The organism is Halomonas sp. PAMB 3264, assembly GCF_031954245.1.
Lineage (GTDB): Bacteria > Pseudomonadota > Gammaproteobacteria > Pseudomonadales > Halomonadaceae > Vreelandella.
Map to the genome: position 1 here is coordinate 354549 of NZ_CP134866.1, position 22870 is coordinate 377418.

20 protein-coding genes are annotated in these 22870 nt (G+C 61.1%); 8 read left to right on the plus strand and 12 right to left on the minus strand.

All coding sequences use genetic code 11. From position 1 onward, the window contains the following. Positions 1-54: 54 nt before the first annotated feature. Positions 55-2319 carry a molybdopterin cofactor-binding domain-containing protein gene (locus RN347_RS01620; RefSeq protein ID WP_311959620.1) on the minus strand — a complete coding sequence of 755 codons (2265 nt, stop codon included), beginning with the start codon at positions 2317-2319 and terminating at the stop codon, positions 55-57. Between the two features lie 251 nt (positions 2320-2570). Between RN347_RS01620 and RN347_RS01625 the strand changes: the two genes are divergently transcribed. Next, positions 2571-3059, plus strand: a complete 489-nt coding sequence (locus RN347_RS01625) for a MarR family winged helix-turn-helix transcriptional regulator (protein WP_263585357.1) — start codon at positions 2571-2573, stop codon at positions 3057-3059. 32 nt (positions 3060-3091) lie between these two features. On the opposite strand, the gene RN347_RS01630 is transcribed toward RN347_RS01625, so the two are convergent. The 7 genes from RN347_RS01630 to RN347_RS01660 all read right to left on the minus strand — a co-directional run bounded on the left by RN347_RS01630 (position 3092) and on the right by RN347_RS01660 (position 9732). Next, complete coding sequence (locus tag RN347_RS01630) at positions 3092-4609, minus strand: tripartite tricarboxylate transporter permease (RefSeq protein WP_311959623.1); 1518 nt, start codon at positions 4607-4609, stop codon at positions 3092-3094. 21 nt (positions 4610-4630) lie between these two features. Beyond that, positions 4631-5149 (minus strand): tripartite tricarboxylate transporter TctB family protein, encoded by a 519-nt coding sequence (locus tag RN347_RS01635; protein ID WP_311959625.1) that lies wholly within the window; start codon positions 5147-5149, stop codon positions 4631-4633. A gap of 41 nt (positions 5150-5190) precedes the next feature. Then, on the minus strand, positions 5191-6159 hold the full coding sequence (locus tag RN347_RS01640) for a tripartite tricarboxylate transporter substrate binding protein (protein ID WP_263585354.1): 969 nt from the start codon (positions 6157-6159) through the stop codon (positions 5191-5193). 161 nt (positions 6160-6320) lie between these two features. Next, entirely contained in the window at positions 6321-6959 is a 639-nt protein-coding gene (locus tag RN347_RS01645; RefSeq protein WP_311959628.1) for an isochorismatase family protein, read from the minus strand. Positions 6960-6964: 5 nt separating this feature from the next. Then, positions 6965-7732: an Asp/Glu racemase gene (locus RN347_RS01650; RefSeq protein WP_311959630.1), complete on the minus strand. Its 768-nt coding sequence runs from the start codon at positions 7730-7732 to the stop codon at positions 6965-6967. A 12-nt stretch (positions 7733-7744) separates the two neighbouring features. Continuing rightward, positions 7745-8569: an alpha/beta hydrolase gene (locus RN347_RS01655; RefSeq protein WP_311959632.1), complete on the minus strand. Its 825-nt coding sequence runs from the start codon at positions 8567-8569 to the stop codon at positions 7745-7747. After that, positions 8566-9732, minus strand: a complete 1167-nt coding sequence (locus tag RN347_RS01660) for an FAD-dependent monooxygenase (RefSeq protein WP_311959635.1) — start codon at positions 9730-9732, stop codon at positions 8566-8568. Before RN347_RS01660 ends, RN347_RS01655 begins: the two co-directional genes overlap by 4 nt. A 487-nt stretch (positions 9733-10219) precedes the next feature. Between RN347_RS01660 and RN347_RS01665 the strand changes: the two genes are divergently transcribed. The 5 genes from RN347_RS01665 (at position 10220) to RN347_RS01685 (ending at position 16479) form a co-directional block, all read left to right on the plus strand. Then, on the plus strand, positions 10220-10705 hold the full coding sequence (locus RN347_RS01665) for a (2Fe-2S)-binding protein (RefSeq protein WP_263585350.1): 486 nt from the start codon (positions 10220-10222) through the stop codon (positions 10703-10705). Further along, complete coding sequence (locus tag RN347_RS01670) at positions 10698-13628, plus strand: c-type cytochrome (protein ID WP_311959638.1); 2931 nt, start codon at positions 10698-10700, stop codon at positions 13626-13628. The genes RN347_RS01665 and RN347_RS01670 overlap by 8 nt, the downstream gene beginning before the upstream one ends. A 44-nt stretch (positions 13629-13672) precedes the next feature. Then, a complete protein-coding gene (locus RN347_RS01675; RefSeq protein WP_263585348.1) occupies positions 13673-13861 on the plus strand; it encodes a hypothetical protein in 189 nt (62 codons plus the stop codon). After that, complete coding sequence (locus tag RN347_RS01680) at positions 13854-15371, plus strand: sodium:solute symporter family protein (protein ID WP_263585347.1); 1518 nt, start codon at positions 13854-13856, stop codon at positions 15369-15371. Before RN347_RS01675 ends, RN347_RS01680 begins: the two co-directional genes overlap by 8 nt. 76 nt (positions 15372-15447) lie before the next feature. Continuing rightward, positions 15448-16479, plus strand: a complete 1032-nt coding sequence (locus RN347_RS01685) for a leucyl aminopeptidase (RefSeq protein ID WP_311959641.1) — start codon at positions 15448-15450, stop codon at positions 16477-16479. Positions 16480-16539: 60 nt separating this feature from the next. Here the strand turns inward: RN347_RS01685 and RN347_RS01690 are convergent, their stop codons facing one another. From RN347_RS01690 to RN347_RS01705, 4 genes are all read right to left on the minus strand, one after another. After that, positions 16540-18309 carry a S8/S53 family peptidase gene (locus tag RN347_RS01690; RefSeq protein ID WP_311959643.1) on the minus strand — a complete coding sequence of 590 codons (1770 nt, stop codon included), beginning with the start codon at positions 18307-18309 and terminating at the stop codon, positions 16540-16542. A 79-nt stretch (positions 18310-18388) separates the two neighbouring features. Continuing rightward, on the minus strand, positions 18389-19327 hold the full coding sequence (locus RN347_RS01695; RefSeq protein ID WP_311959645.1) for a biotin-dependent carboxyltransferase family protein: 939 nt from the start codon (positions 19325-19327) through the stop codon (positions 18389-18391). After that, a complete protein-coding gene (locus tag RN347_RS01700; protein WP_311959647.1) occupies positions 19324-20028 on the minus strand; it encodes an allophanate hydrolase subunit 1 in 705 nt (234 codons plus the stop codon). Before RN347_RS01700 ends, RN347_RS01695 begins: the two co-directional genes overlap by 4 nt. After that, on the minus strand, positions 20025-20777 hold the full coding sequence (locus RN347_RS01705; protein ID WP_263585342.1) for a 5-oxoprolinase subunit PxpA: 753 nt from the start codon (positions 20775-20777) through the stop codon (positions 20025-20027). The genes RN347_RS01700 and RN347_RS01705 overlap by 4 nt, the downstream gene beginning before the upstream one ends. A 401-nt stretch (positions 20778-21178) precedes the next feature. On the opposite strand from RN347_RS01705, the gene RN347_RS01710 reads away from it, so the two are divergent. Both RN347_RS01710 and RN347_RS01715 read left to right on the plus strand, forming a co-directional pair. Beyond that, a complete protein-coding gene (locus tag RN347_RS01710; protein ID WP_311959650.1) occupies positions 21179-22180 on the plus strand; it encodes a TRAP transporter substrate-binding protein in 1002 nt (333 codons plus the stop codon). Between the two features lie 106 nt (positions 22181-22286). Beyond that, entirely contained in the window at positions 22287-22850 is a 564-nt protein-coding gene (locus RN347_RS01715) for a TRAP transporter small permease (RefSeq protein ID WP_263585340.1), read from the plus strand. The last annotated feature ends 20 nt before the right edge of the window (positions 22851-22870 follow it).

The window sequence follows — 22870 nt, forward strand, 5'->3', positions numbered from 1 at the left end:
TACATCTACTCTCATAACACCGCCTTCCTTGTTCATCGATCGTGCCGATATGGTTTATACCGTAATCGGCTCTTTAAGAAGCCTTCTAACCGACTCGGCGGTGAAGGGCGGGCGAGTAAAACGAATACCGGTTGCGTCAAACAGCGCGTTGGCAATCGCCGGAGCGCCGGGCAGCGATGTAGACTCGCCCACTCCGAGCGGCGGCTGGTGGGGCTGCTCAATCATCAAAAGCTGTATGTCGGGTAACTCTGAAAAGCGCAAAATGGGGTAGCTTCCCCATTCACGATTGACCGGCATGCCTTGCTCGAAAGAAACGTACTCCTTGAGGGTGCGGCTGAGCGTTTGAATGATGTTGCCTTGTACCTGATGACGTACTCCCGCCGGATTCACTATCAGCCCAGCGTCTTGGGCGACGTACAAGCGCTCGATGACGATACGACCGCTAGCAGGGTGAACCTTGAGTTCGACGACCCAGGCAGCGAGTGCTGCTCCAAATCCCGGAAACTTGCTGTGCACATACTGGGCGTAGGCGAAACCCCGGCCGTAGTGCCAGCCGTCGTTCGAGCGCGGCGTGCTGAATGCCGGTCGAGCATCCCAATGCGCGCGCTCGGCCAGAGCGCTCACTAGCTCCACCGCTCTTGGATCGTTCAAGTGGCGTACTCGAAAGGTCACCGGATCTTCGCCCGCTTTGTAGGCCAATTCATCGATGGCGCTTTCGTGGGCGAAGGCGTTGGGCATGGCGGAGACGCCTCGTAACCAGGAGGCGCGTACCAGTGTAGGCACGTCGTCTGAGGCGATATAGCGATGGCGGTAGCGGTACGGGGGAACCGAGGTACGATCGCCCATTTGAAACGGTACGTCGCTCGGCGCTTGGGTGCCCGTCAGCAAAAGCGCCAGCGTCGGCGCGTTATTGGAAGGATAGCGGGTAACGAACCGATAGCCTTCAAGTTCGCCGTAGTCATTGATGCCGGTATCGACCTCCATGCATTGAGCCGCGCCCTTGGGTTCCCATAGATGCTCCTGTTCGCGTGTGAGCTGAACGCGCACCGGCTTGCCGACGGCCCGGGAAAGGAGCGCTGCGTCGGCGCCCACATCGTCGGCGCAGTTGCGCCCGTAGCAGCCCGACGCCTCCATGCGGGTCACGGTGATGACGCCTTCGTCCAAACCCATTAGGCGCGACAGATCCGCGCGCAGGCTGTGCGGGTTCTGGGTGCCGGACCAGACTTCGATTTTGCCCTCACGGTAATCGGCCACCGAACACGATGGGCCGATCGAGCCGTGAAGCTGAAAGGGCCAGAGATAACGGCGCTGCACGCGATGCGTTGCCGTGTTTAGCGCCGCGTCTACCTCGCCTTCTTCGAGCAGCACGCGCCGGGTGGCCTTGAGCCCGACAAGTGCCTGCTCGACATTCTCCAGGTCGGGTAACGACTCGGGCGTGCGCCAGGTCACCTTAAGCCGGCGGGCGGCCCTGGCCGCCTGCTCTTCGCGCTCGGCCACCACGCCAACGAAATCGCCGATCACGACGACCTCGATGACGCCGGGCATGAGCTTGACCGAGGCAACGTCGACGGAGATTAGCGAAGTGCCCACGAAGGCCCCGCGGTCATGGCCCGCGTAGGGTGGCCGTATCACCCTCCCATGCAGCATGTCGGGCACACGCACATCATGTACAAAGGTCAGCGCCCCGGTGGCTTTGCCGGGAATGTCCACACGGGCGCAGGAGTGACCCACCAGTTGATAGGTATCGGCGGATTTCAACGGCGCGTTGATATCGAGTTTCAAGGCGTGGCGGGCGCCTTCGAGCAGTGTGGCATACGCTACTGCTGGCAAGGCACCTCCTTCAGTCGTAATGCAACCATCGCGGCAGACCAAAAGTGCACGTTCGACACCGAAATACCGCGTTGCAAGATCCAGCAGGTGTTCGCGCGCTTGAGCGGCGGCACGGCGCAAGGGTTCGGCGGTGATCTGGATGGTGGCGCTGGCAAGCGTTGGGCCCTGATTGGGCACTTCAAAAGGGTTGCCCAGCACCATGGTGACCGCGTTGAGTGGCGTACCGAGCTCCTCGGCGACGATTTGGGCCAGTGCGGTGCGAATCCCCGTGCCTAGATCCACATGCCCGTTGAACGCCAGCACGCGACCATCGGCCAGGATGGCGACGAAGAGCTCCGGCTCGGTCGGTACGAAATCCGAGTGGGTACCCGGTTGGCCGGGCGCCGGTATGGGCGAGGGCAGCGCGTCTCGATAAACGATGAGCAGGTCATTATCGTTCAAGAGTGCTTGACGGTCGTAATGAACGCCACTGTGGTCGTTGCTGCTCAAGGGAGCCTCCCGCGTTATTGTCATTGAAACGCCGTTAAAACCATTATTGAGAACCTTGATGAAATGCTCGGCTGGGGATCAAGGGTTGCTTGCATTTAATAGGAAATTATAATGTACACACCATAAATAGTTGGCATATGTCGTATGTTTGCCTTGCGTGAAAAGAATTTTCTTTATAAGCCCCGGCTTTTCAGTGCCACCGCTTACTTTTCACATCGTTTAAAAATCAACGTTTACTCCAGGGAGTTTGAATGACATCGGATCGTTCAGCGCACGATGGCACACACCACGACCATGCCACGCCATCGCAACAGGGATACGACTTCTCCGAGCAGGTCGGACATTTATTGCGCAAGGCGTATCAGCGCCACATTGCGATCTTTCAGCGTCATACCACCGATAAGCAGCTCACCGCCATTCAGTTCGTGACGCTATGTACGGTCATGGAGCGCGGTCCTAGCTCCTTGACCGATATCGTCAATGCGACGGCCATCGATCCCGCGACCATTCGAGGCGTGATCAAACGGCTCAAGGCACGTGGCTGGGTGAGCTTGAGCACGGATCCTTCTGATCAGCGCAAGGTGATGGTCGTGATTAGCGAGGCGGGTGAGGAGCTGGTGGAAGCGATGGTGCCCAAGGCCAAAGAGACCAGCGACGCCACCATGGCGAACCTCAACCCGGCCGAGCGTATCGCGCTGATGCACCTGCTGGAAAAAATGAATGCCGATACGCTGCCCTAAGACCGCGCTTTGCCTGTCCGCACAGCACTGCGTCACGGTAGCTTCGCTCGCTTGATATCCTTGCCAAGGCGCACCCAAAGCGGGGCCAGTAGCGGCAAGGCGATGGCCAGAATCGATAGGCCGATCAGGCCCAGGGCGATCGGGCTGTGTAGAAACACCTCCCAGGAGCCCCGTCCCAGCAGCAAACTGCGACGCAGGTTCTCCTCGAGTAAAGGCCCGAGAATCAAACCGAACGCCAGCGGCGCGGCAGGCAGGGATAACAGATACAGCACGTACCCCACCGCGCCGAATGCCAACATGATGTAGACGTCCGCCATGCTGCTGCGAATCGCATAGGATCCCACCACACAGAGTAACGCGATGCCGATGAGCAGCGTATGAGAAGGAATGCGCAGCACCCAAGGCAGCCAGCGCATCAGCAAAAGGCCGATGACCAGTGTGAGCAGCAGCGCGATAAAGAATCCGGCGTAAAGGCTCGAGACGAACTCCGGGTTGTTGGCAAATAGCATCGGCCCCGGGCGCAGGCCATGGATCAGCAGTGACCCCATCAACACCGCCGTGATCGCGTCCCCCGGTACGCCCAGGGTCATCATGGGGATCAATGTACCGCCGATGCTCGAGCTATTGGCGGCTTCGGGCGCCACCACACCTTCGATGGCGCCATGGCCAAAGCGCTCCGGGTGTTTGGAAAAGCGTATTTCCTGGGCGTAGGCGATGGCCACCGCAATCGCCGAGCCGGCGGCGGGAACGGCGCCGACCAGCGCGCCAATCAACGAGCCGCGCAGCATCGATGCCCAGCGCTTGGCGATCTGGCCAATTCCGGGCAGCGGCATGGCCGTGGCGCTTGCGTCGACCTCCGGGGTGGGGCGGTGAGTTCCGTGCAAGTGCCTGAGCACCTCGGCAAGACCAAACAGCCCCACGCACAGAGGCACCAGCTCGATGCCGCCTTGCAGGCCGCGCGTGTCGAAGGTGAAGCGCGATACGTCCGTTAAGGCGTCAAAGCCGACCATGCCACATAAGAGTCCGATGGCACCGACCAAAAGTCCGCGCACCGTCGAACCTGGCGAAGCGTAAGCTAAAAGCACCAGACCGAATACCGCGATCGCCGTAAACTCCGGGCTTCTAAAGCTCATGGCGATCGAGGCAAGCAGCGGTGCGATGAGCACCAAAAGCACCAAGCCAACGACCCCGCCAATGGAGGAGGCCACCAGTGCATAGACCAGAGCTTCCTTGGCCCGGCCTGCGCGCGCCAGCGGATGCCCGTCCAACTGGGTGACGATGGCGCCGGGCGTGCCGGGAATATTGATCAAAATGGCCGAGATCGAGCCGCCATAGACACTGGCAACGAAGACACAGAGCAAAAACAGAATGGCAAATGCTGGGTCCATGCCAAAGCTTAATGGCAATAAAATGGCCAGCGCCATGGTGGAGCTTACCCCGGGCAGCGCACCAAGCACGATGCCCAGCAGGGTGCCCAGCACCGCCAGCGTCAACCCCCAGGGGGATAGCAGCGTCGTCAATAGCGCCGTGAAGAAACTATCGATCAGCATAATCGTCTCCTGGCTTGGGCATCATAGCGCCACCCCGAGCAGTGTGATGAAGATAAGGTGCAGCGAAAGCGCGAGCATCGCGGCCATGGTGATACCCACCAGTAGAGCGCGGCGGCGCTTTGCATGGCGGCGATACTCGAGCCAGACCAGCCACGGCGCGGCAAACAGCCAGGCGGCTACCATGAAGCCCAGCCAACTCTCGACGCTTGGCAATACCAGCAGCGAGGCGAGTAGCGCCGCGGCATGGGCGTGGCGGCTGAACGCGGCGTCTGGCGTTTGCCGCTCGGCAGGTGAACGGCGTTTCGACGCCCAGCCGGCCATACCCTTGAGCAACAGCAGCACGCCGCCGAACATAATTAGGCTCAGTATGACCAGTGGTAAAAGCGCCGGCCCCGGGTCGGGGCCTCGGCCCAGGCTATCCAGCAACTGCGGGTTGGTATAAAGGTCGAAAAAACCGGCCAGGGCGACGGTGCTGAACAAGAGCCCGCAGGCCAGGTCGCGCCGTGCAACGCGATCGATACGAGAGGCAAACGAACGCATGGTGTTATCTCCCAAGACAAGACGAACCAGAGCTTGCGTGCTTAGCGCGTCAGCTCGGCATCCACCAACCCGGCGGCTTCGAGAATACCGTAGACCTCGTCGGCGCGGTCACTAAGGTAGCGATTCGTGGCCTCTCGGTCCTTGGGAGCAATCACCAGGCCCACATCGCTGGCTGCTGTTTGAAAATCGTCATCCTCGAGCAGCGTGTAGAAGGCTGAAGCCAAGGCGTCACGGCGCTCATCCGAGACATCTTGAGGCAGGTACAGCATGAAGAAGTCCTCCGCCGTGAAGTCGTAGCCCTGCTCCTGGAAGGTAGGGATGTCCGGGGCGAAGGGATGGCGTTCGGTGGCGGCGACCCCCAGCAGTTTGAGCTGACCCGACTCGTGCTGGTCAGCGAGCAGCGGTATCGGTAAAAGTGCCGACATCACCTCACCAGAAAGCAGCGCCGAAAGCGTCGGTGCGTAGCCCTGATAAGGGATCTTGGTCAGTTCGACGTCGAACTGCGCCTCGAGCATGCTGGCCGCGATAAAGGAGAAGCCGCCGGGGGAATCGTTGCCGTTGATGATCGCACCCGGCGCGCCTTCGAGCATGTCGAGGTAGGCGTCCAGGTCCTCGATGCCAGTGCCACTTCCTACCGCAAGGGCAGCGGGTTCCGGGCCGATGAAGACCAGCGGATCGAGTTCGTCTAGGGGCGTCGCATTAGGGTTCATGTAACTCTGGGCAATGGCATGGGTGCCCATCATCCCCAGGGTGTAGCCATCGGCGGCGGACTCGGCCACGTGGCGAACCCCGGTAGAGCCGGCAGCGCCGGTTACGTTTTGCACCACCACGGGCACGGAAAGCACGCGGCTAGCGTGGTCGGCCATCAGGCGTGCGGCTAGGTCATACGCACCGCCAGCGGGCCAAGGCACGACGAGAGTGAGGGCGCGGTCGGGAAATTCATCGGCCAGGATGCTGGAGCTCAGGGCCAGGCCCAGGGTGGAAGCTACGATCAAGCGGCGAAAGGTCATGTCGGTTACCTATCAAGGGGTCAGGGGGGATCAACGCGAAGCGTTTGTTGTGGTTGTTGGTGAGTGAAGGCGTGCGTTGAGGGGGCTCCTTTTTTTAAGTGGTGAATAATGAGTCGTTGGTCGGAAACGCCCGAAAAATAGCGGTCTCTCGGGCGTTTTGGTCAGCGTTTCTGGAGATGATCGATGGCCGTTTGCCGATCGATGACGTCACCGTACTTGCTGTCGATATCGAACAGGTTCGCCTCGTGTGGGTCCGGGTGGCGGTCGCCCACGCAGTCGCGCACGACCATGACGCGAAAGCCGTATTGCAGCCCGTCAACGGCAGTGGCGCGAATGCAGCCGCTGGTCGAGCAGCCGGTGACGATAATCGTGTCGACCTCCATCGCCACCAGCATCGAGGCAAGCGAGGTGCCGAAGAAAGCGCTGGCGTACTGCTTGGTGATGACCGGCTCCGTCGGCGCGGGCGTCACTTCGTCGCAAAACTCGGCAAACGGATTGCCCGCCACCATGGCGCGCATCACCGGTGATTTCTTCACCCAGACACCACCGTCGATCTGCTCGGGGGCGTGGTAAAGAATGTTGGTGTGGATGATGGGGGTGGCGCTTTGCCGGGCGGCGTCGAGCAGCGCCGGCATATTGGCCACGGCCTCGACCACCCCGGGAGCGTAGAGCGGCGACTCTTCCAGCACGTAGCCTTTCATGAAGTCCACCACCAGCAGCGCTGCTTTCCGCCCGAAGCCAATCCGGCCGTCCCATACGCCCCGGTAGTTGTCCTGAACCGAGCTGTCCTGTGTCGCCATGACCGTTACTCCTGATAAGCGCCCGAGAGCAGCGCCCCGGCGCCGGGCACGATCGGTTCGAGATCCAGCGCCTTGAGCATGGCGTAGGTGGTGGCGATAGCGGCGGTGATCACCGGCTTACCGGTCAGCGCCTCGACCTTGGGCACCGCCGCAAGCGAGGGCATCTGGACACAAGCCGATAGCACGATGGCATCGATGTCGGTCAGATCGAGACTGGCCACGATATCCGGCAGGTTGGCCGGGTCGTGGCGCGCCACGTCCAGGTTATTGGGAATTTCCAGCGCCCGATAATCGACGACCTCGATGTTCTCCTGGCGAATGTAGTCCACCACCATCTCGGTGAGTGGTTTCATGTAGGGCGCCACGACCACCACGCGTTTGGCTTTCATCACGTGCAGGCCGTCGACCAGCGCGCCAGCGCTGGTTACGATGGGCGTATCGCTGTCGTTTTCCTGGGTGCGGGTGCGCAGGCGTTTCTGAGACTCGCGGTGATAGCCCGGCCCCATGGACATGATGGCCACGAGACAGGCGTATCCCATGACGTCTACGGCGGCGTCGGAAAGCTCCAGTGCGCAGCGGTCGGATTCGCCATCCATCGCGGCCAGCTCGTCCTTGCTGACGTTTTTCATGCGCATACGGCTGGAGTGGAACGTGAAACGTTCCGGCCTGATCAACTGACGCGCGGTCAGCATTGCAGGGATTTCCGTCTCCATGGTGATGTTGGAGCTCGGCACGATCTGGCCGATACGGTAGGTCTTGTTATCAGAAGTCATGGCAGCGCTCTCTTAAAGTGAAGTGCCAAGAAAATCGTCGAAGGCGGTGAAGAAGCCCTCGAAATCGTCCCATGGAATCATGTGGCCGGCTTTGTCGGCGGTGGTGATGCGAATCGACGGCAGCAGAGTCTGAATCTCTTCACGATCTTCTGCCTGGATCACTCCCCCCTTGCCTGCACAGATCAAAAGCGTTGGTACCTCGATGCTTGGGAAGTCCTGATGGATATCGACGGTGTGGAACTCCTCGAAGGTCTGCACGATGGCGGGCGTGTAACAGGTATGCAGCCACTCAGCGCGTAGGCGAAGCTGTTCCTCGCTCCAGGTGGGGCAGTAGGTGCGCATGGTGTCGATGTCGGCGCCTTCGGTGCAGTCCTTGATGGAGTCCACGTACCAAGGCAGCTTACTGGGATACTCTCGTCGACCAGGGCCGGAGACCGGCGGGTCGATCAACACCAGCTTGTCGATACCGCTGGCACCCCGATTCATGGCGCGAAGCGCAAAGCGCGCGCCCATGGAGTGTCCGGCCAGAACAACGTTCTTGAGACCCAAGGCTTCGACGAGGGCCACGACGTCATCGGCGCAGGTGTTGGTATCGTAGGCGATCTCTGGGCCGGTCGAGGACAGCCCGCGCCCGCGAACGTCGAGCACGTAGGTATCGAAATGGCGACCCAGCCGCTCAGCCACGAACGCCCAGGTAATGGCGGGGCTGGTGATGCCCGGGATGATCACCAGCGGTTGGCCGGTGCTTGAGGCCTCGCCACCAAAGCGCAGATAGTGCTGACGAATACCGTTGGCGTGAACGTTGGCACCGTACTGATATGTGCTGTTAGAGGTCATGTCGGGCTCTCCTCGTTGGCGGTGTTCGGTGTTTTCAGCGGTGTTTCGAATACGTCGTAACCAAAGACCCAAGCCGGGTCCTCTTCTTCACGAAGCCAGGTATTGTCGTGGGACACCTTTTGCACGCGAGAGGCGCGCTCGAAGCGGTTAGAGCGGTAAAGCTCGAAAGCCGCGTGGTAGTCGTCTGCGCCCACTTCTTCCAGGCAACGCACCAGCATGGCGGCGTCTTCAATGGCCATGGCGGCGCCTTGGGCCATGTGCGGCTTCATGGGGTGGCAAGCGTCTCCCAATAGCACCAGACGGTTGTCGTGCCAAAGTGGCAAGGGGTTACGCTCCAGAAGCGGCCATTTGGTGACCGATTCGGTGCATTCGATCAGCGCTTGAACGGTCGGGTGGTACCCCTTGAAGGCCTCGAACATCTCTTCCTGAGAGCTGTCGACGAAAGACGTGCCGTGGTTCCAATCGGGCTCCGGCACGCCGGTCACGTAGTAGTACTCTTTTTCATCGCCGGTCACGAAATAGACCATCATGTGGCGATCCTCGGACCACCACTTTACGCAGGCTTCGAAATCCAGGTTATACGCCTTGAGCTTCTCGGCAGAGATGATGGCCCGATGGGCGACCCAGCCGCTGTAAATCGGTGCTTCCGTACCCAGTAGCTTTTCGCGAATCTGCGAGTTGACGCCGTCAGCGCCGATTACCAGATCTGCCTCTTCGACCGTACCGTCGGCGAAGGTTAAACGGACCTTGTCGCCGTTGTCGTCGACGTCGGTCACGCGCTTGTCGAAAAAGAGCTGGTCCTGATCAAGAGTGTCGACCATGAGTTCGTGTAAGTCGCCGCGGTGCACGGTGATATAAGACGCCCCGTAGTGCTCCAGGGCGTATTCGCCCAAGGGGATGCGCGACTGATATTCACCGGTCATGCCGTTACGGCTGAACCAGTAATCCGGGTGAGACCCCATGGCATCGAGCTTGTCTTCGATGCCGATGCGACGCATGACCTTCATCACGTTGGGCCCTAAGTGTATGCCTGCGCCCAAGCGAGAAAAGGACGGGGCCTGTTCGTACACCTTGGTGGGATAACCAGCCTGTTGCAGCAAGGCGCCCGCCGCGGCGCCGCCCAAGCCTGCACCAATAACGGCAATGGTGGGTTTATCGTTCATGGAGTCGTTTCCTCGCTTTTTATTGGCGTATGGCTGGCGCCATGAGAGCGCCTAAGGCCTCTTAAAAGTAGCCATTATCTCTTTTTAAATAACGTATACACCATTTATTTTTTGGTCAAGGAAAAACGCACGTCAGTTATCTAAACTCTTCGTATAGTGTGTTTAATTTATAAGTTAATGAATTTAAACATTATTAATTAATTTATAGGTTTTTTTAATTAAGACTTGATTGTAATGCAGCGGGAATGATATACGTTTTATATGCCTTATTTAAGACGTATGCACTGTTAATGCCCAGGCTTTAAAGGTATGCACTTCTATGGTGCCGAGTCGATTTCCCAACCATCGGGTCGGCTTGAAAAAACGCTGCTTTAAAAGCGAATAGCGGCATCGCTTGGCTGCACTAAAACGCAGATCTGCTAAGCAGTAGAGCTTAAGACGCACCACCAACGACAGACGACTTCAACAATAACGATGGTCATCCCCTATGACGCTGAAGTTAAACGTAAATGGCCAGCACCATACATTGGCCGTTTCTCCGGATACGCCGTTGCTGGCCGTTCTGCGCAACGACCTGGCGCTGAATGGGCCGAAGTATGGCTGTGGACTCGGCGAGTGCGGGGCGTGCAGCGTGCTGGTCGACGGCGTCGCGGCGCGCGCCTGCGTATTGACGGTAGCCGCGGTGCAAGGCTTCGAGATCACAACGCTTGAAGGGCTTGCCGAACATCAGCGCCTGGATCCGGTGCAGCAGGCTTTTATCGACGCCCAAGCCGCCCAGTGCGGGTATTGTCTGAACGGTATGATCGTTAGTATTCGCTCGTTGCTTAACCATACCGCCACCCCTTCCGACGAACAGATACTGGCCTCGCTCGATCACAACCTATGCCGCTGCGGTACTCACCTGGAAATTCTGTCGGCGGCGCACCTGGCCGTGGAGCTTGAGGCCGACCGGCGGGGAGGCCTGGATGCGTAAGTCGCTGGGCGCTTCATCTTCAGCACAAAAGACGCTGCCCGCTCAATTGCCCGGGCTTCGTTATGGCGTGGTGATTCGCCCGCCTGCCTATGGCTGGACCGGCGAGCGCTTCGAAAGCGCCCGGTTGATAAGCGTCGATGACACTTCGATTGGTGCTTTGGGGTGCGAGACACGTGTTGTCGTTGAAGGTAATTTTGTCGGGGTGGTCGCAACGACCTTTGAGGCCGCGCGCAATGCGGCCCAGCACCTGGTGCTTCGCTGGGAGAAGCCTGCCTCGGTGGCTAATACGCAGCGCGAAACCCTTCTTGAAAAACAAAACACAGAAGACGCGTTTGCCCGCGATTATGGTTGGCCAAGCCGCTTGCGCTGGGGCGAGATACCGGAATGGGTGATCGCTGAAAGCCGCGACGCTGCATTGAATGTATGGACGCGAACCGCCACCCCCGAGGCGCTGCGCCACGATCTGAGTCTGGCCACATCGGTCGATGGTACGGCGATCACATTGCATGCCCCGGATGGCAAGGCACTGGCTACAGGGCTGGGTCGCCACTGTGGTGACGACGCCGCCGTGGATGCGGCGCTGCTGGCGAAGGCGGTCGGCGCCCCGGTGGCCGTATGGCTTAGCGCGGCGTACGAAGCCGACGTGAAAGCGCTGGGTCGGGCGCAGCGTATGATGCTGAGTGCGACGCACCAAAATGATGCAACCATTTCGCATTATCGGTATCGTCAGGCCTACGCCAACGGCGAAGTCGCGGCCGTTGGGCTACTGCTGAGCGGGCGGGCGACCCTCGGGGCGCAGACCGAACGTAAAACATTGCTTTTTACCCCCTACCGTTTCGAAAAATCGCACCTGTCGGCGCACACCGGTGAGCGGCCCGCGGCCAATATGACGCTTCAGGACGTGCAGCAGACCTTTGCTCGCGAGGCGTTCGTCGATGAGCTCGCCCACGCGAGGGGGGAGGACCCGTTAACGCTACGTTTGGATCACCTGGACGATGACCGGGGTAGCGAGTTGCTTACTTCTGTGGCTCGTCAGGCCGGCTGGCCGAAGAAAGAGCCAGCAGAGCCATCCGCGAGCGACGTCTTGAAAGGGCGAGGCTTGGCCTACGCCCAGCTTCCCGACCGCCACCAGCGCTTGGAAAGCGGTGTGCGCTCCGCTTGGATTGCCGATGTCGACGTCAACCGCGTGACCGGCGATGTCCGGCTGACGCGGCTGGTGGTAGGACAGGATAGCGGCGACGAGGTGGACACGGCACACCTTCAGCAAACCCTCCAGGAGCGGGTGCTGGGCGAATCGCGCGGGCTGCTCGGCCGCGCCCCGACCTTCGATGAGTGGGGTGATGGTCAGACGCCGGAGACTTCTTCAAACGCGCTCGCGACGCGCACGACAGAACTTTCGACGTCATCGTTCTCAAAGCCTGCGGATTCATCCACCTTGCCCTTGGTCCTGGAGGACGCCGAATTTGCCCCCGGCGTCGCCGTTATCGCCAATGCGCTGTTCGATGCCACCGGCGTGCGTTTTCGCGAGCCCCCCTTCACCGCCGGGCGCGTGCGCCAGGCCCTTGACGAACAGGATCCCGAATGTCGAAAAGGCTTACCGCCCGGTGCGAAGCCACCGCGCAAGAAGGCGACTCGGCGGCGCTGGCTCGCGGCGGCGGCGCTGACGACGGTGGCGGGCAGTGCGGTCATGGCTTGGCCGTGGAAAGGAGCGATCACCCCGATCACCCGGCCCGGTGCCAACCTCTACTCTGTCGAGACCATCGAGCGGGGACGGCTGGTTGCGGCGGCGGGCGACTGCGCCGCCTGCCACACGACCGAGAGTGGGGCCACCAATGCCGGCGGACACGCCTTCGAGACCCCCTTCGGCACACTTTACAGCACCAACATTACCCCAGACGAAGCGACGGGCATCGGTAGCTGGTCCTTTGCGGCCTTCGAGCGCGCCATGCGCGAGGGGGTCGGTCGCGACGGGCGCCACCTCTATCCGGCGTTTCCCTACACCGCGTTTGCCAAGACCAGTGATGCAGATCTCCAGGCGCTTTACGCTTACTTGATGGCACAGCCGGCGGTGTCTGCGCCGGCACCGAAAAACGCGCTGACGTTTCCTTTCAATGTGCGTGCGCTCATGGCGCCTTGGCAGGCGCTCTATCATGACCCCACGCCCTTTCAGCCAGATCCTACCCAGAGCGAGCTATACAACCGTGGCGCCTACCTAACCGAGGGGCTTGGACACTGTAGCGCCTGTCATAGCCCGCGCAATGCAATGGGCGCCGAGAAGCAGGGCGAGCAGTACCTGGCGGGCGCCGTAGTAGATGGGTGGGAGGCGCCGGCGCTCAATACACTGTCGCGCTCGCCGGTGGCCTGGAGCGAAAGCTCGCTCTTCGATTACCTGCGCCATGGGCGCTCCGAGCTGCACGGCGTTGCCTCAGGGCCGATGGCGCCGGTGGTAGCCGGGCTCGGCGAGCTGCCAGAGTACGACGTTCGCGCAATTGCCCACTATGTGGCGCAGCAGATGCAAGCGCCGGCCGAAGACGCCTCTTCGGCTCGAGCCGAGGCCCAGCGCTTGACCGCCGCCACGAGCGCTGAGCCTGCAGGCATGGAAGAGGGGGCGCAGCTTTTCCAGGGCGCCTGCGCGGCCTGCCATGTGGATAACGGCGTGCCTGGGTTTACCAAGGCTTCAACCTCGCTTGCACTCAATACCAATCTGCACAGTGACCGGCCTGACAACGTCATTCAATCGATCATGGGCGGTGTACACGATACCGCCGTTCCCGGTACGGGCAGCATGCCTGGTTTCGCCGACAGCTTTAGCGATACACAGGTCGCAACGTTAACGGCTTATCTACGGGCGCGCTTCGCGCCCGAGGCGCCCATGTGGCAACAACTCGAACAACGCGTCGCTGAAACACGCCAACCTCACTAAAACAACACGACCTTTCTTCCTAACGATACAAAACGAGGTGGATCATGAAACGAAGCAAGTGGATATGGGCCGTCTGGCTGGTGGTGCTATTGAGCTGCCTTGTGCCGTACACCCTGCTGACCAATATCAACGCGTGGTACGGCAGCTTTTTGCTGTGGAGCTGTGCAGGGCTCGCCATCATTGTGCTGAATGTTCATATCACCAAGGATTTCGAGGAGCACGACAATGACTGAATCGATGATTTGGTGGTCCATCGGCATTTATCTATTGATCGCGGTCGGTATCGCCTTTCTATCTCGCCAAGGCCCGGCGGAGAGCATGTCGGGTTACTTTCTGGGCAACCGGCAGATGAACGGGTTCGTCTCGGCGCTGAGCTACAGCGCCACCACCTATAGCGCTTTCATGATGGTAGGCCTTGCCGGACTTACCTACGCCGGCGGGGTCGGGGCGTTGGGCTTCGAGATTATCTATTTCGCCGGCGTTTCGTTGGTGGCGATCTTCGGCCCGCGTTTTTGGGCGGTCGGTAAGAAGTTCGGCTTCGTGACCCCCAGCGAGATGCTGGGGCACCGTTATAACAGCAAGCGGGTAGCCATGGCCGTTTCCGTGGCCAGCTGTATTTTCCTGATCCCCTATTCCGCCGTACAGCTTGCCGGTGTTGGCTATCTGCTGGAAGGCATGACCGATGGTGCGATCAACTTCACGACGGGCGTGGTGATGGCGACCGCGATCGCTATCTTCTTTTCCTATATAGCGGGCATCCGTTCAGTGATGTGGACCGACTCATTACAGGCGCTGATGATGATCGTGGCATCGACTCTGGTGGCGTTTCTGGTCATCCAGGGGCTGGGCGGCTTTAGCGGACTGTTCGGCACGCTTCAAGCCGATCATCCTGCCTCGCTCAGCGTGCCGGGATCCGGGCTTTTCAGCTTCGTTACCTTCATGGGGCTATGCATTCCCTGGTTCTTTTTTAGTCTTTCCAACCCGCAGGTGAGCCAGCGCCTGTTCATGCCGTCTTCGCTGCGCTCGATGCGCCAGATGCTGATTGGCTTTTTGGGGTTCGGCTTCATCTACACACTGGTCTCGGTGCTTTGGGGCTTCTCCGCGCTCGCTGCCTTTCCGGGGCTCGAGCGAGCGGACTTGGCCACGCCCTCGCTGCTGGCCTCCGAGTTCGTGCCGCCTTTGCTGGGTGTGATCGTCATGATCGGCATCATGGCCGCGGCGGTGTCGACCATTGACTCGATCATGCTCACGCTAGCCTCGATGCTCTCGCGTGACGTCTATGCCAATGCCAAGCCCGGTGTCGACGAGAAGCGTCAATTGATGATGGGGAAAATCGTCGTACCGATCATTGCACTGCTTGCGCTGGGCTTTGCCGAACTGCAGCTGGATTTGATCGCCGTATTGTCGGTGGCCGCCTCTTCCGGGCTGGTCGCTATGGTGCCTGCGATCATCGGCGCCTTCTTCTGGAAACGCGGTACCGGCGCTGGCGCTCTGGCGAGCGTGGTAGGTACCAGCGTTTTCGTACTTGGCATGTATGCCACCGGTAACTCTCTGCTTGGCCTACCCTCTGGCATCTGGGGCATCGTCGTCTCTACGGTCTTGTTCATTGGCGTGAGCCTCGCCACTCAACCCGACCAGGCTTCCGCAGATGCCTTTCTGGGCGCGATTACCGACGAACTGGGCCGTAAAAAGCGCATGTCGGCTAATACTTCGAGCAGCGCTGACAGCAAAGCCACCGTCTGATGCATTGAACGGGGCTTAACCGCCCTCTGCGCTGACGCAGAGGGCGCACCCTCATCGACGCTCTTCAGGAGGCGTTATGGATCACGCAAGCTTTACCGAAATTTGTATTCACCAATTGAAAATGTCCGGGGTCAAATCTGACGAACGGCTCATCGTGCTCACCCAAGGCAACGAGCGTCTTGATTACGCCGATGCGTTCATGGCCGCCGGCCGGCGCTTGGGCGCCAATATGTATCATATGCGCCTGCCTCCACCCTCCGTGATGGGTGGCTGGAACGTGGGAACCACCGGTCTCGCCGCCATGCCGGATGCCGTTGAAGCGCTGAAAAACTGCGATATGCTCATCGACTGTATCTTTTTGCTTTTTTCACCGGAGCAGATGGCTATTCAGGACGCGGGGACGCGCGTGCTCACGGCGGTGGAACCGCCGGAATTGCTGGCGCGCATGCTGCCTTCCAGGGAGCTCAGAGAGAAAGTCGAGATTGGCGCAGCGATGCTTGAAAAAGCCAAGGTCATGCGCATTACCTCGCCCCACGGCACGGACGTAACCTATAAGTTGAACACTTATCCAACGGTTGCCGAATACGCCTGTACTGATGAACCGGGGCGGTGGGATCACTGGCCCTCGGGCTTTGTGTTCACTGGCGGCGACGATGACGGTGTCGACGGCACGATCGTGGTGGCCCCTGGCGACATTCTATTGCCTCAGAATATGTACGTTCGTGAGCCGATTACCTATACCATCGAAAAGGGTTGGATCACTGATATTCGCGGCGGCTTGGATGCCGAGCTGGTCAAATCCTACATGGAGAGTTTCGACGACAAGCGCGGGCTCGGCATGAGCCATGTGGGCTGGGGGATGAACCCGAATGCCAAGTGGCATCGTATGGTGCCCGGCGAATTTCCCGGCGGTATGGGCATGGAGCCGCGCAGCTTCTACGGTAATGTGATGTTCTCTACCGGCCCCAATAACGAGCTTGGCGGCCCCAACGATACGGCCTGTCATTTGGATATCCCCATGCGAGGCTGTTCGCTGTTTCTTGACGATGAGCCGATCGTGGTTGATGGCGATATCGTGGTCAAGGAAATGCAAATGCCCGGGCGCTGACGCTTGAAGCAGTACGCAAAAGGCACCCAAGGGTGCCTTTTGCGTTTTGAGTACTACCGTTCAGCGCGCCCGCTCCAAGCTCTGCACCGTCAGATCCAGCGCCTTGTACATATCGAGCCGGGCGGACAGGCCGATATCCGGGTGGTTGAGATCATGGGCGCGCTCGGAGGGCAGGATCGGGGCGGTTAGATCGTCGGCGTCGGTGGGTTCGAAATCGAACTCCTCGCCGATCGGCAGGGCGCTGCGGCGTAACAGGATTCGCAGCTGCGCTGGCGTCAGGGTCGGGTCGATCGACATCATGGCTGCCAGCAGGCCCGTCACCAGCGGTGTGGAGTAAGACGTGCCGCAGTGCGGCTCACCCTGCTCGCCCTCGCGGGCCGTGGAGGCGCGCACGCAGGCGGCGGCGGTGATATCCACGCGCATGTCGATGTTCGAGGCGTCGCGCTTGATCGCGTAGCGGACGTCCTCGACGGCGACCTCTTCGCCGCTTCGCTCGTGACCGCCGACCACGAACAGCTGGTCGGTGACGAAGGAGGAGGGCAGGCGGTAGTCGTCGCGCCCGGAGAACGACGAGGCGTTACCCGCCGAGTTCACCACGACCACGTCCGGGTGCTCGCGGCGTAGCCATAAAAAGAACTCCTCGAGCAGCTCCTCATAGCCGTCCATGGCGATGCCGGAGCGCACCAGCGAGTCGACCTCGTCACCGTTGATATCGACGGTCCCCACGCGGTGAATGCCAAAGCTCCAGTTGAGGAGGCGGGCGCCGTCCTCCACCAGGTTGACCGAGGCGGCCACGTTGGCGGTGATGCCGGCATCCGAACCGCGGTCGACGATGACATCGAAGCCGGGGCCGACGCTGTCGAGCCCGCGTAAAAAACCGCTGTTGCCACCCTCGTTCCAGGCGGCGGCCAGAATGCCCGCCACCGTGGTGCCGTGGCCGTCGGGTTCGGCGGCGTCGGTGGCGTAAACGCAGGTGCGCGTTGCGCTCTGGCGGCAGTCGCCCAGGTAATCGGCGAAGTCCGGGGTATCGAAATCGACGTTGCGCTCGATGACGCCGATACGCACGGGGTGGGTGTCGATATCGTCGTGATCCGGATTCAGGCGCCGCTGATAAAAGTTCACCGCGTCCAGAAAACGGTTCGCCGCCCACTCCTGGTCGTGAGCCTCGGGCGGGGGGCTGGCGTCCTGCTCGATACCGTCTTCAGTACTCTCTTCGGCGTTCGACTCTTCCACCACCACGGCATCCACGCTGAGCTCGCTGCCGAGCCTGAGCACCAGCGCGTCGCGGGCGACCAGGTCCTCTACGGGCAGGCGCAGCTGGTAGGTGTTGAGCGGCGGGATCTGGCCGACGACCTCGGCGCCGTACTTCTCGGCCAGTCGCTGCGCCTCCTCCAGGCCGTCGTACTCCTCTTCGATGATCAGGCTGATCAGATCGACGTAGCTTGTGACACCGTCCATGTTCTCGGCGACTTCGTCGTCGGTGGCGGCGATCACATGACTCCCCTGAAGGCTCAGCCAGACCGGGTTGCTTTGACGTTGGCGCTGTTCGAGCCACAGCGGGGCGCTTTGTGTCTCGCCGTCAACCGTGACGCGAAGCCTTTGCCCTTGGCGCTCGATGCGAGAGGGCACAAGGGGTGAACCGCTCAGCATGAGCTGAACGTCATCGTCTTCAAGCCCGCTGGCCACCAGACAAAACGTTTGTGTCGGCTGGCTGAAGCGCTCGCCACAGGGCTGAAGCCTTTCGATGCGAAGCGGGTTCTCGGCGCTGGCGCTCGACGTGCTCACGGTTAGCAGTGCGACCAGGGGTAAAACGGCGTACTTGACGACCATGTCGCGAAATCCTTTACATCCATGAAGGGCAACAGCATAAGCGCGCCGCTTTAACTTAACGTGAACGGTTCACCCGGGGTTAGTCCCAAACGCCGAGCTGGCGCCGGTGAATCATCTGCGCTTGAGTGGCAGTGATTGGTCGAAGCCGTACCTCGGTGCCGGGCAGGCACTGGGCCAGGCGCGCGCAGGCGCTGGGGGTGAGCGCGCCGATGCGCGGATAGCCCCCGATGGTCTGGCGGTCGTTCATCAGCACGATCGGCTGGCCGTCCGGAGGCACCTGGATCGCGCCCAGCGGAATCCCTTCGGAAACGATACCGGAAGGTCCGCTCAAAAGCGGCGTGCCGGTCAGGCGGATGCCCATGCGGTCGGCGCGATCATCCACGCTCCAGCGCTGGTTAAAGGTGTGAAAGAGGCTTTGGCCAGCGAAGTGCGAGGCCTGAGCGCCGAGCACCAGGGAAAGCGGCCCGGGGGTATTCACCGGCAGCACTGCCTTCGAGGGCAGTGCGCGCGAGGCGACCCCGGCGCCGTGCCAGGTCAATCGGTCGCCCGTTTTCAAGGGCTTGCCGTCATCCAGGAGCCCGCCCATCTGTTCGCGCACGGTACAGGCGCGGCTGCCGAGAATCTCGGGGGCATCGAGCCCGCCGGGAAAGGCGAGATAGGCGCGTAGTCCGGTTTTTGGCTGACGAAAGACCAGGCGCTGGCCGGCGCGAAGCTGAAAGCAGGCGTTGGGCGCGAGCGGCGCGTCGTCGAGGCGCGCGTCCAGGTCAGCACCGACGAGCGCCAGCGTCACCTCTTTTTCGGCCTCGAGTGTCAGGTTGCCCCCCAGCACGATTTCGAGCGCGGCGCTGTCCGGGGCGTTGCCGAGCAGCCAGTTGGCCCAGCGATAGGAGATCCAGTCGGCGGCACCGCCCTGGGTCACGCCCAGGTGGCTGACGCCGAAGCGTCCGGTATCCTGTATCAGCGCGAGCGGCCCTGCCTGGCGTACGATCACGCCCTGGTGGTTCGCGTTGTTGCTCACGGGCGCTCCTCCAATGGGGTGCTGTCGCCGCCGGCGGCTTCGAACTCGGCGCGTGTGACGGCCTTGAAGCGCACCTTGTCGCCGGGGCGTAAAAGCGGCTCGCCCTTTTTGGCGTACTCGAACAGCGGCACCGCGGTGCGGCCCAGTATGTTCCAGCCGCCGGGGGAGCGTAGCGGGTAGATAGCGGTTTGGCGCTCGGCGATGCCGACACTGCCCGCCGCCACCCGCTGACGCGGGGTCTTCAGCCGCGGTGTGGCGAGCGCTTCGTCCACCAGCCCCATGAAGCCGTAGCCCGGCGCGAAGCCCAGCGCAAAAACGCAGTAGTCATGAGCGCAGTGACGCTCGATGAGCGCGTCCACCTCTAGCCCGGCGCGCTGCGCCACGAGGGGAAGTTCCGGGCCGACGCTTTCGTCGTACCAGACCGGGATCTCGTGAAGCGTGCCGTTTTGGGACTCCGCCGGTGCCAGATCGGTCAGCGCCTTTTCGATGGCCTTGCGCGCGTCGGCAAATGACAGCCGTCGGCAGTCGTAGTGAACCAGCAGCGTCGTGTAGGAGGGCGTGAGGTCGATCAGAGCGCCGCCCATTGCCTGGCGCAGAGCGCTATCCGCCGCCATGATCCACGCCATGTTGTCTTCATCGATGGTCTCGAAAAGACGCACGGTGATGGCGTCCATGGCGGCGGTTTCAAGACGCGGCCTCACACCGACTCCAACGCGTTGAAGGCCTCGCGAATGGCCCGCACCGCGGCCACGGATTCCGGGTTGTCACCGTGTACGCAGAGCGTATCGCAGGCAAGCGTGAGCGAGGTGCCGTCGCGGGCGGTCAAGGGCTCACCCCTGGCAAGCGCCGTGGCCTGAGCGACGATGGTCGCGCGGTCGTGATGCACGGCGCCTTCCAGACGGCGCGAGGCGAGATGGCCGTTGGCCTCGTAGGCGCGGTCGGCAAACGTTTCGAACCAGAGTGTCACGCCCATTCGTTCGGCGAGCTCGCGCTGACCCCGGGTATCGGCGGTAGACATCACCATGAACGGGAGCGTCGCGTCGAAGGCTTTCGCGGCGCGAAGCGCGCCTTCGAGAAGCGCGAGGTTGGCGGCCATGTCGTTGTACATCGCGCCATGGGGTTTGATATAGGCAAGCTCGGCACCTTCGGCGCGGCAGATGCCGGCTAGCGCCCCTGCCTGGTAGAGAATCATGTCCTCGACCTCGGCGGGCGAGCAGGCCATGGAGCGCCGCCCGAATCCCATCAGGTCCGGATAGCCCGGATGCGCGCCAATGCGCACGCCATGCTCGGCGGCCAGCGCCACGGTGCGGCGCATCACGTGGGGATCAGAAGCGTGGTAGCCGCAGGCGATGTTGGCGCAGTCCACGAAAGGCATCACCTCGGCGTCCAGCCCCAGGCGCCAGTTGCCGAAACTTTCGCCCATGTCGCAGTTGAGCAGGGGGAGGGCCATGATGTCTCCTGTCGCGGTGTTGAAGGCAGTGAATGCCGTTTTGGACGTCTTTCCAATATAGGGGAGAGGCTTTTTTGATTGCCAGCCATTTTTCTGCGAATGCTATCGTATTGAAACGCCGGACAATGCTGGCCAGCGGTGCGAAGCGTTGAAATAACGCACGATATTAGCGCCTACACTGAGAAAACCGGGCTGCCCGCTTGAGCCGCGATATTCACCGCCATGGAATCGACGAGGATTTTGACGAGGGTTTTCGAACCCTTTGGTGCGTTTTATGGCGCGATGCAAGCGAGCTGCCAGACGGCAGTGCTGTTTGGCCTTGATGTTGCATCGATAGCGCATTCACATTCGAGTGTCTGCTTCAAAAACAACGACCCGATAGGGAACAAGAGGAACTCTCCATGCGTATTCGTGCCACCCAATCGCTGCTGCTGATATCTGCTTGCGCCTTCGCCTCGAGTGTACAGGCGGCGCAGTGGACCATGGCGACGCCTTACGGCGATGCCAGCTTCCATACCCAAAACACCAAACAGTTTGCCAAGGATGTCGCCGAAACAACCGACGGTGAGCTGACAATCACCGTTCATAGCGGCGGTTCGCTGGTGGCCCACGGCGAGATCAAACCGTCGGTGCGTCGCGGCACCATCGATGCCGGCGAAGTTTTCCTGTCGGTGCTCTCCAACGATAACCCGATTTTTGAAGTGGATACGCTGCCCGGTGTGGCCGGCAGCTACGATGAGGCCTTTGCGCTTTGGCAGGCAACCAGGCCGATGATCACCGAGCTCTTTGCCGAGGAGGGCCTGATTCCGCTCTATGCCGTTGCCTGGCCGTCTCAGGGGATTTACACCAGCGAGCCGTTGACCGACCCGGCGCAGTTCGAAGGACTCAGGGTGCGCGCACCGAACATCAATACCCAGCGCTTCGTCAGCAATCTGGGCGGCAGCCCCACCGAAACCGAGGAGTCGGACATTCCCACTGCCTTCAGCACCGGCCGAGTGGATGCGATGATCACCTCGAGTTCGACGGGCAACGCCATGACGGCCTGGGACTACGTCTCGGACTACACCGACGCCAACCTGTGGCTGCCGAAAAATATCGTGTTTATCAGCCAGCGAAGCTTCGACCGCCTGGACGAAGAGACGCAAAGCGCACTGATGGACGCGGCGGCCCGGGCCGAAGAGCGGGGCTGGGAGGCGAGCCGTGAAGACAATCAAATGAGCCTCGAAGCGCTCGAGGAGAACGGCATCGCGGTTTCAACGCCCAATGAAGAGGTCTCGGCGGCGCTGCAGCGCGCGGGCGACGCACTGTTCGAAGATTGGCGCTCACGGGCGGATGACGAGGCCGAGCAGGCGCTGAGCGACTATCGTGAACAGGTCGGTCGTGAACAGGCCGGTCGCGAATAAATCGGTCGAGAACAAACCCGTTGAAAGCGAACGGGTCGCTCAACCGACGAGCCAGGCATGAGCTTTACGCCGGTGCCCGGCGTCGGCGTTTTTACGAGGCGCTACGATGGTGTTCAAACTCGATAGGCTTTACCGGCTTGGCGCCTGGGGGGCGGCGGCGTGCATGATCGCGATCTGCACGCTGATCACCTTTCAGGTGCTGTTTCGCCTGCTGGATGCGCTGCTGGTGCTGGTTGGGCAGAGTCGGCTCGGCATCAGTATTACCGGCGTTTCCGAGATGGCGGCGTATCTGCTGGTGGGGGCCACGTTTCTAGGGCTGGCCTACACCTTCACCCACCACGCACACATTCGCGTGACGCTGGTGATTGCCCGGCTGCCTTCACGGCTGCGCGTATGGTTTGAGGTGTTTGGGCTGCTCGTGGCGCTGATCATCAGCGTGATGCTGTGTTACGGGCTGGTGAGCCTCGCCCGCGAAAGCCTTCAGTACAACGATGTCTCGTCGGGCTTTTTGTCGCTGCCGCTGTGGATACCCCAAAGCGTGCTGATTCTGGGCGTAGCACTTCTGTGCCTGGCGCTTCTGGAGGCGCTGCTCATGGCCGTGCACATCGGCGTACGTGACCCGGCAAGCTTTCGCGAGGCGACGGCCACTGACGACAGCGAGATGCACTGATCATGGCTTGGCATTTGTCA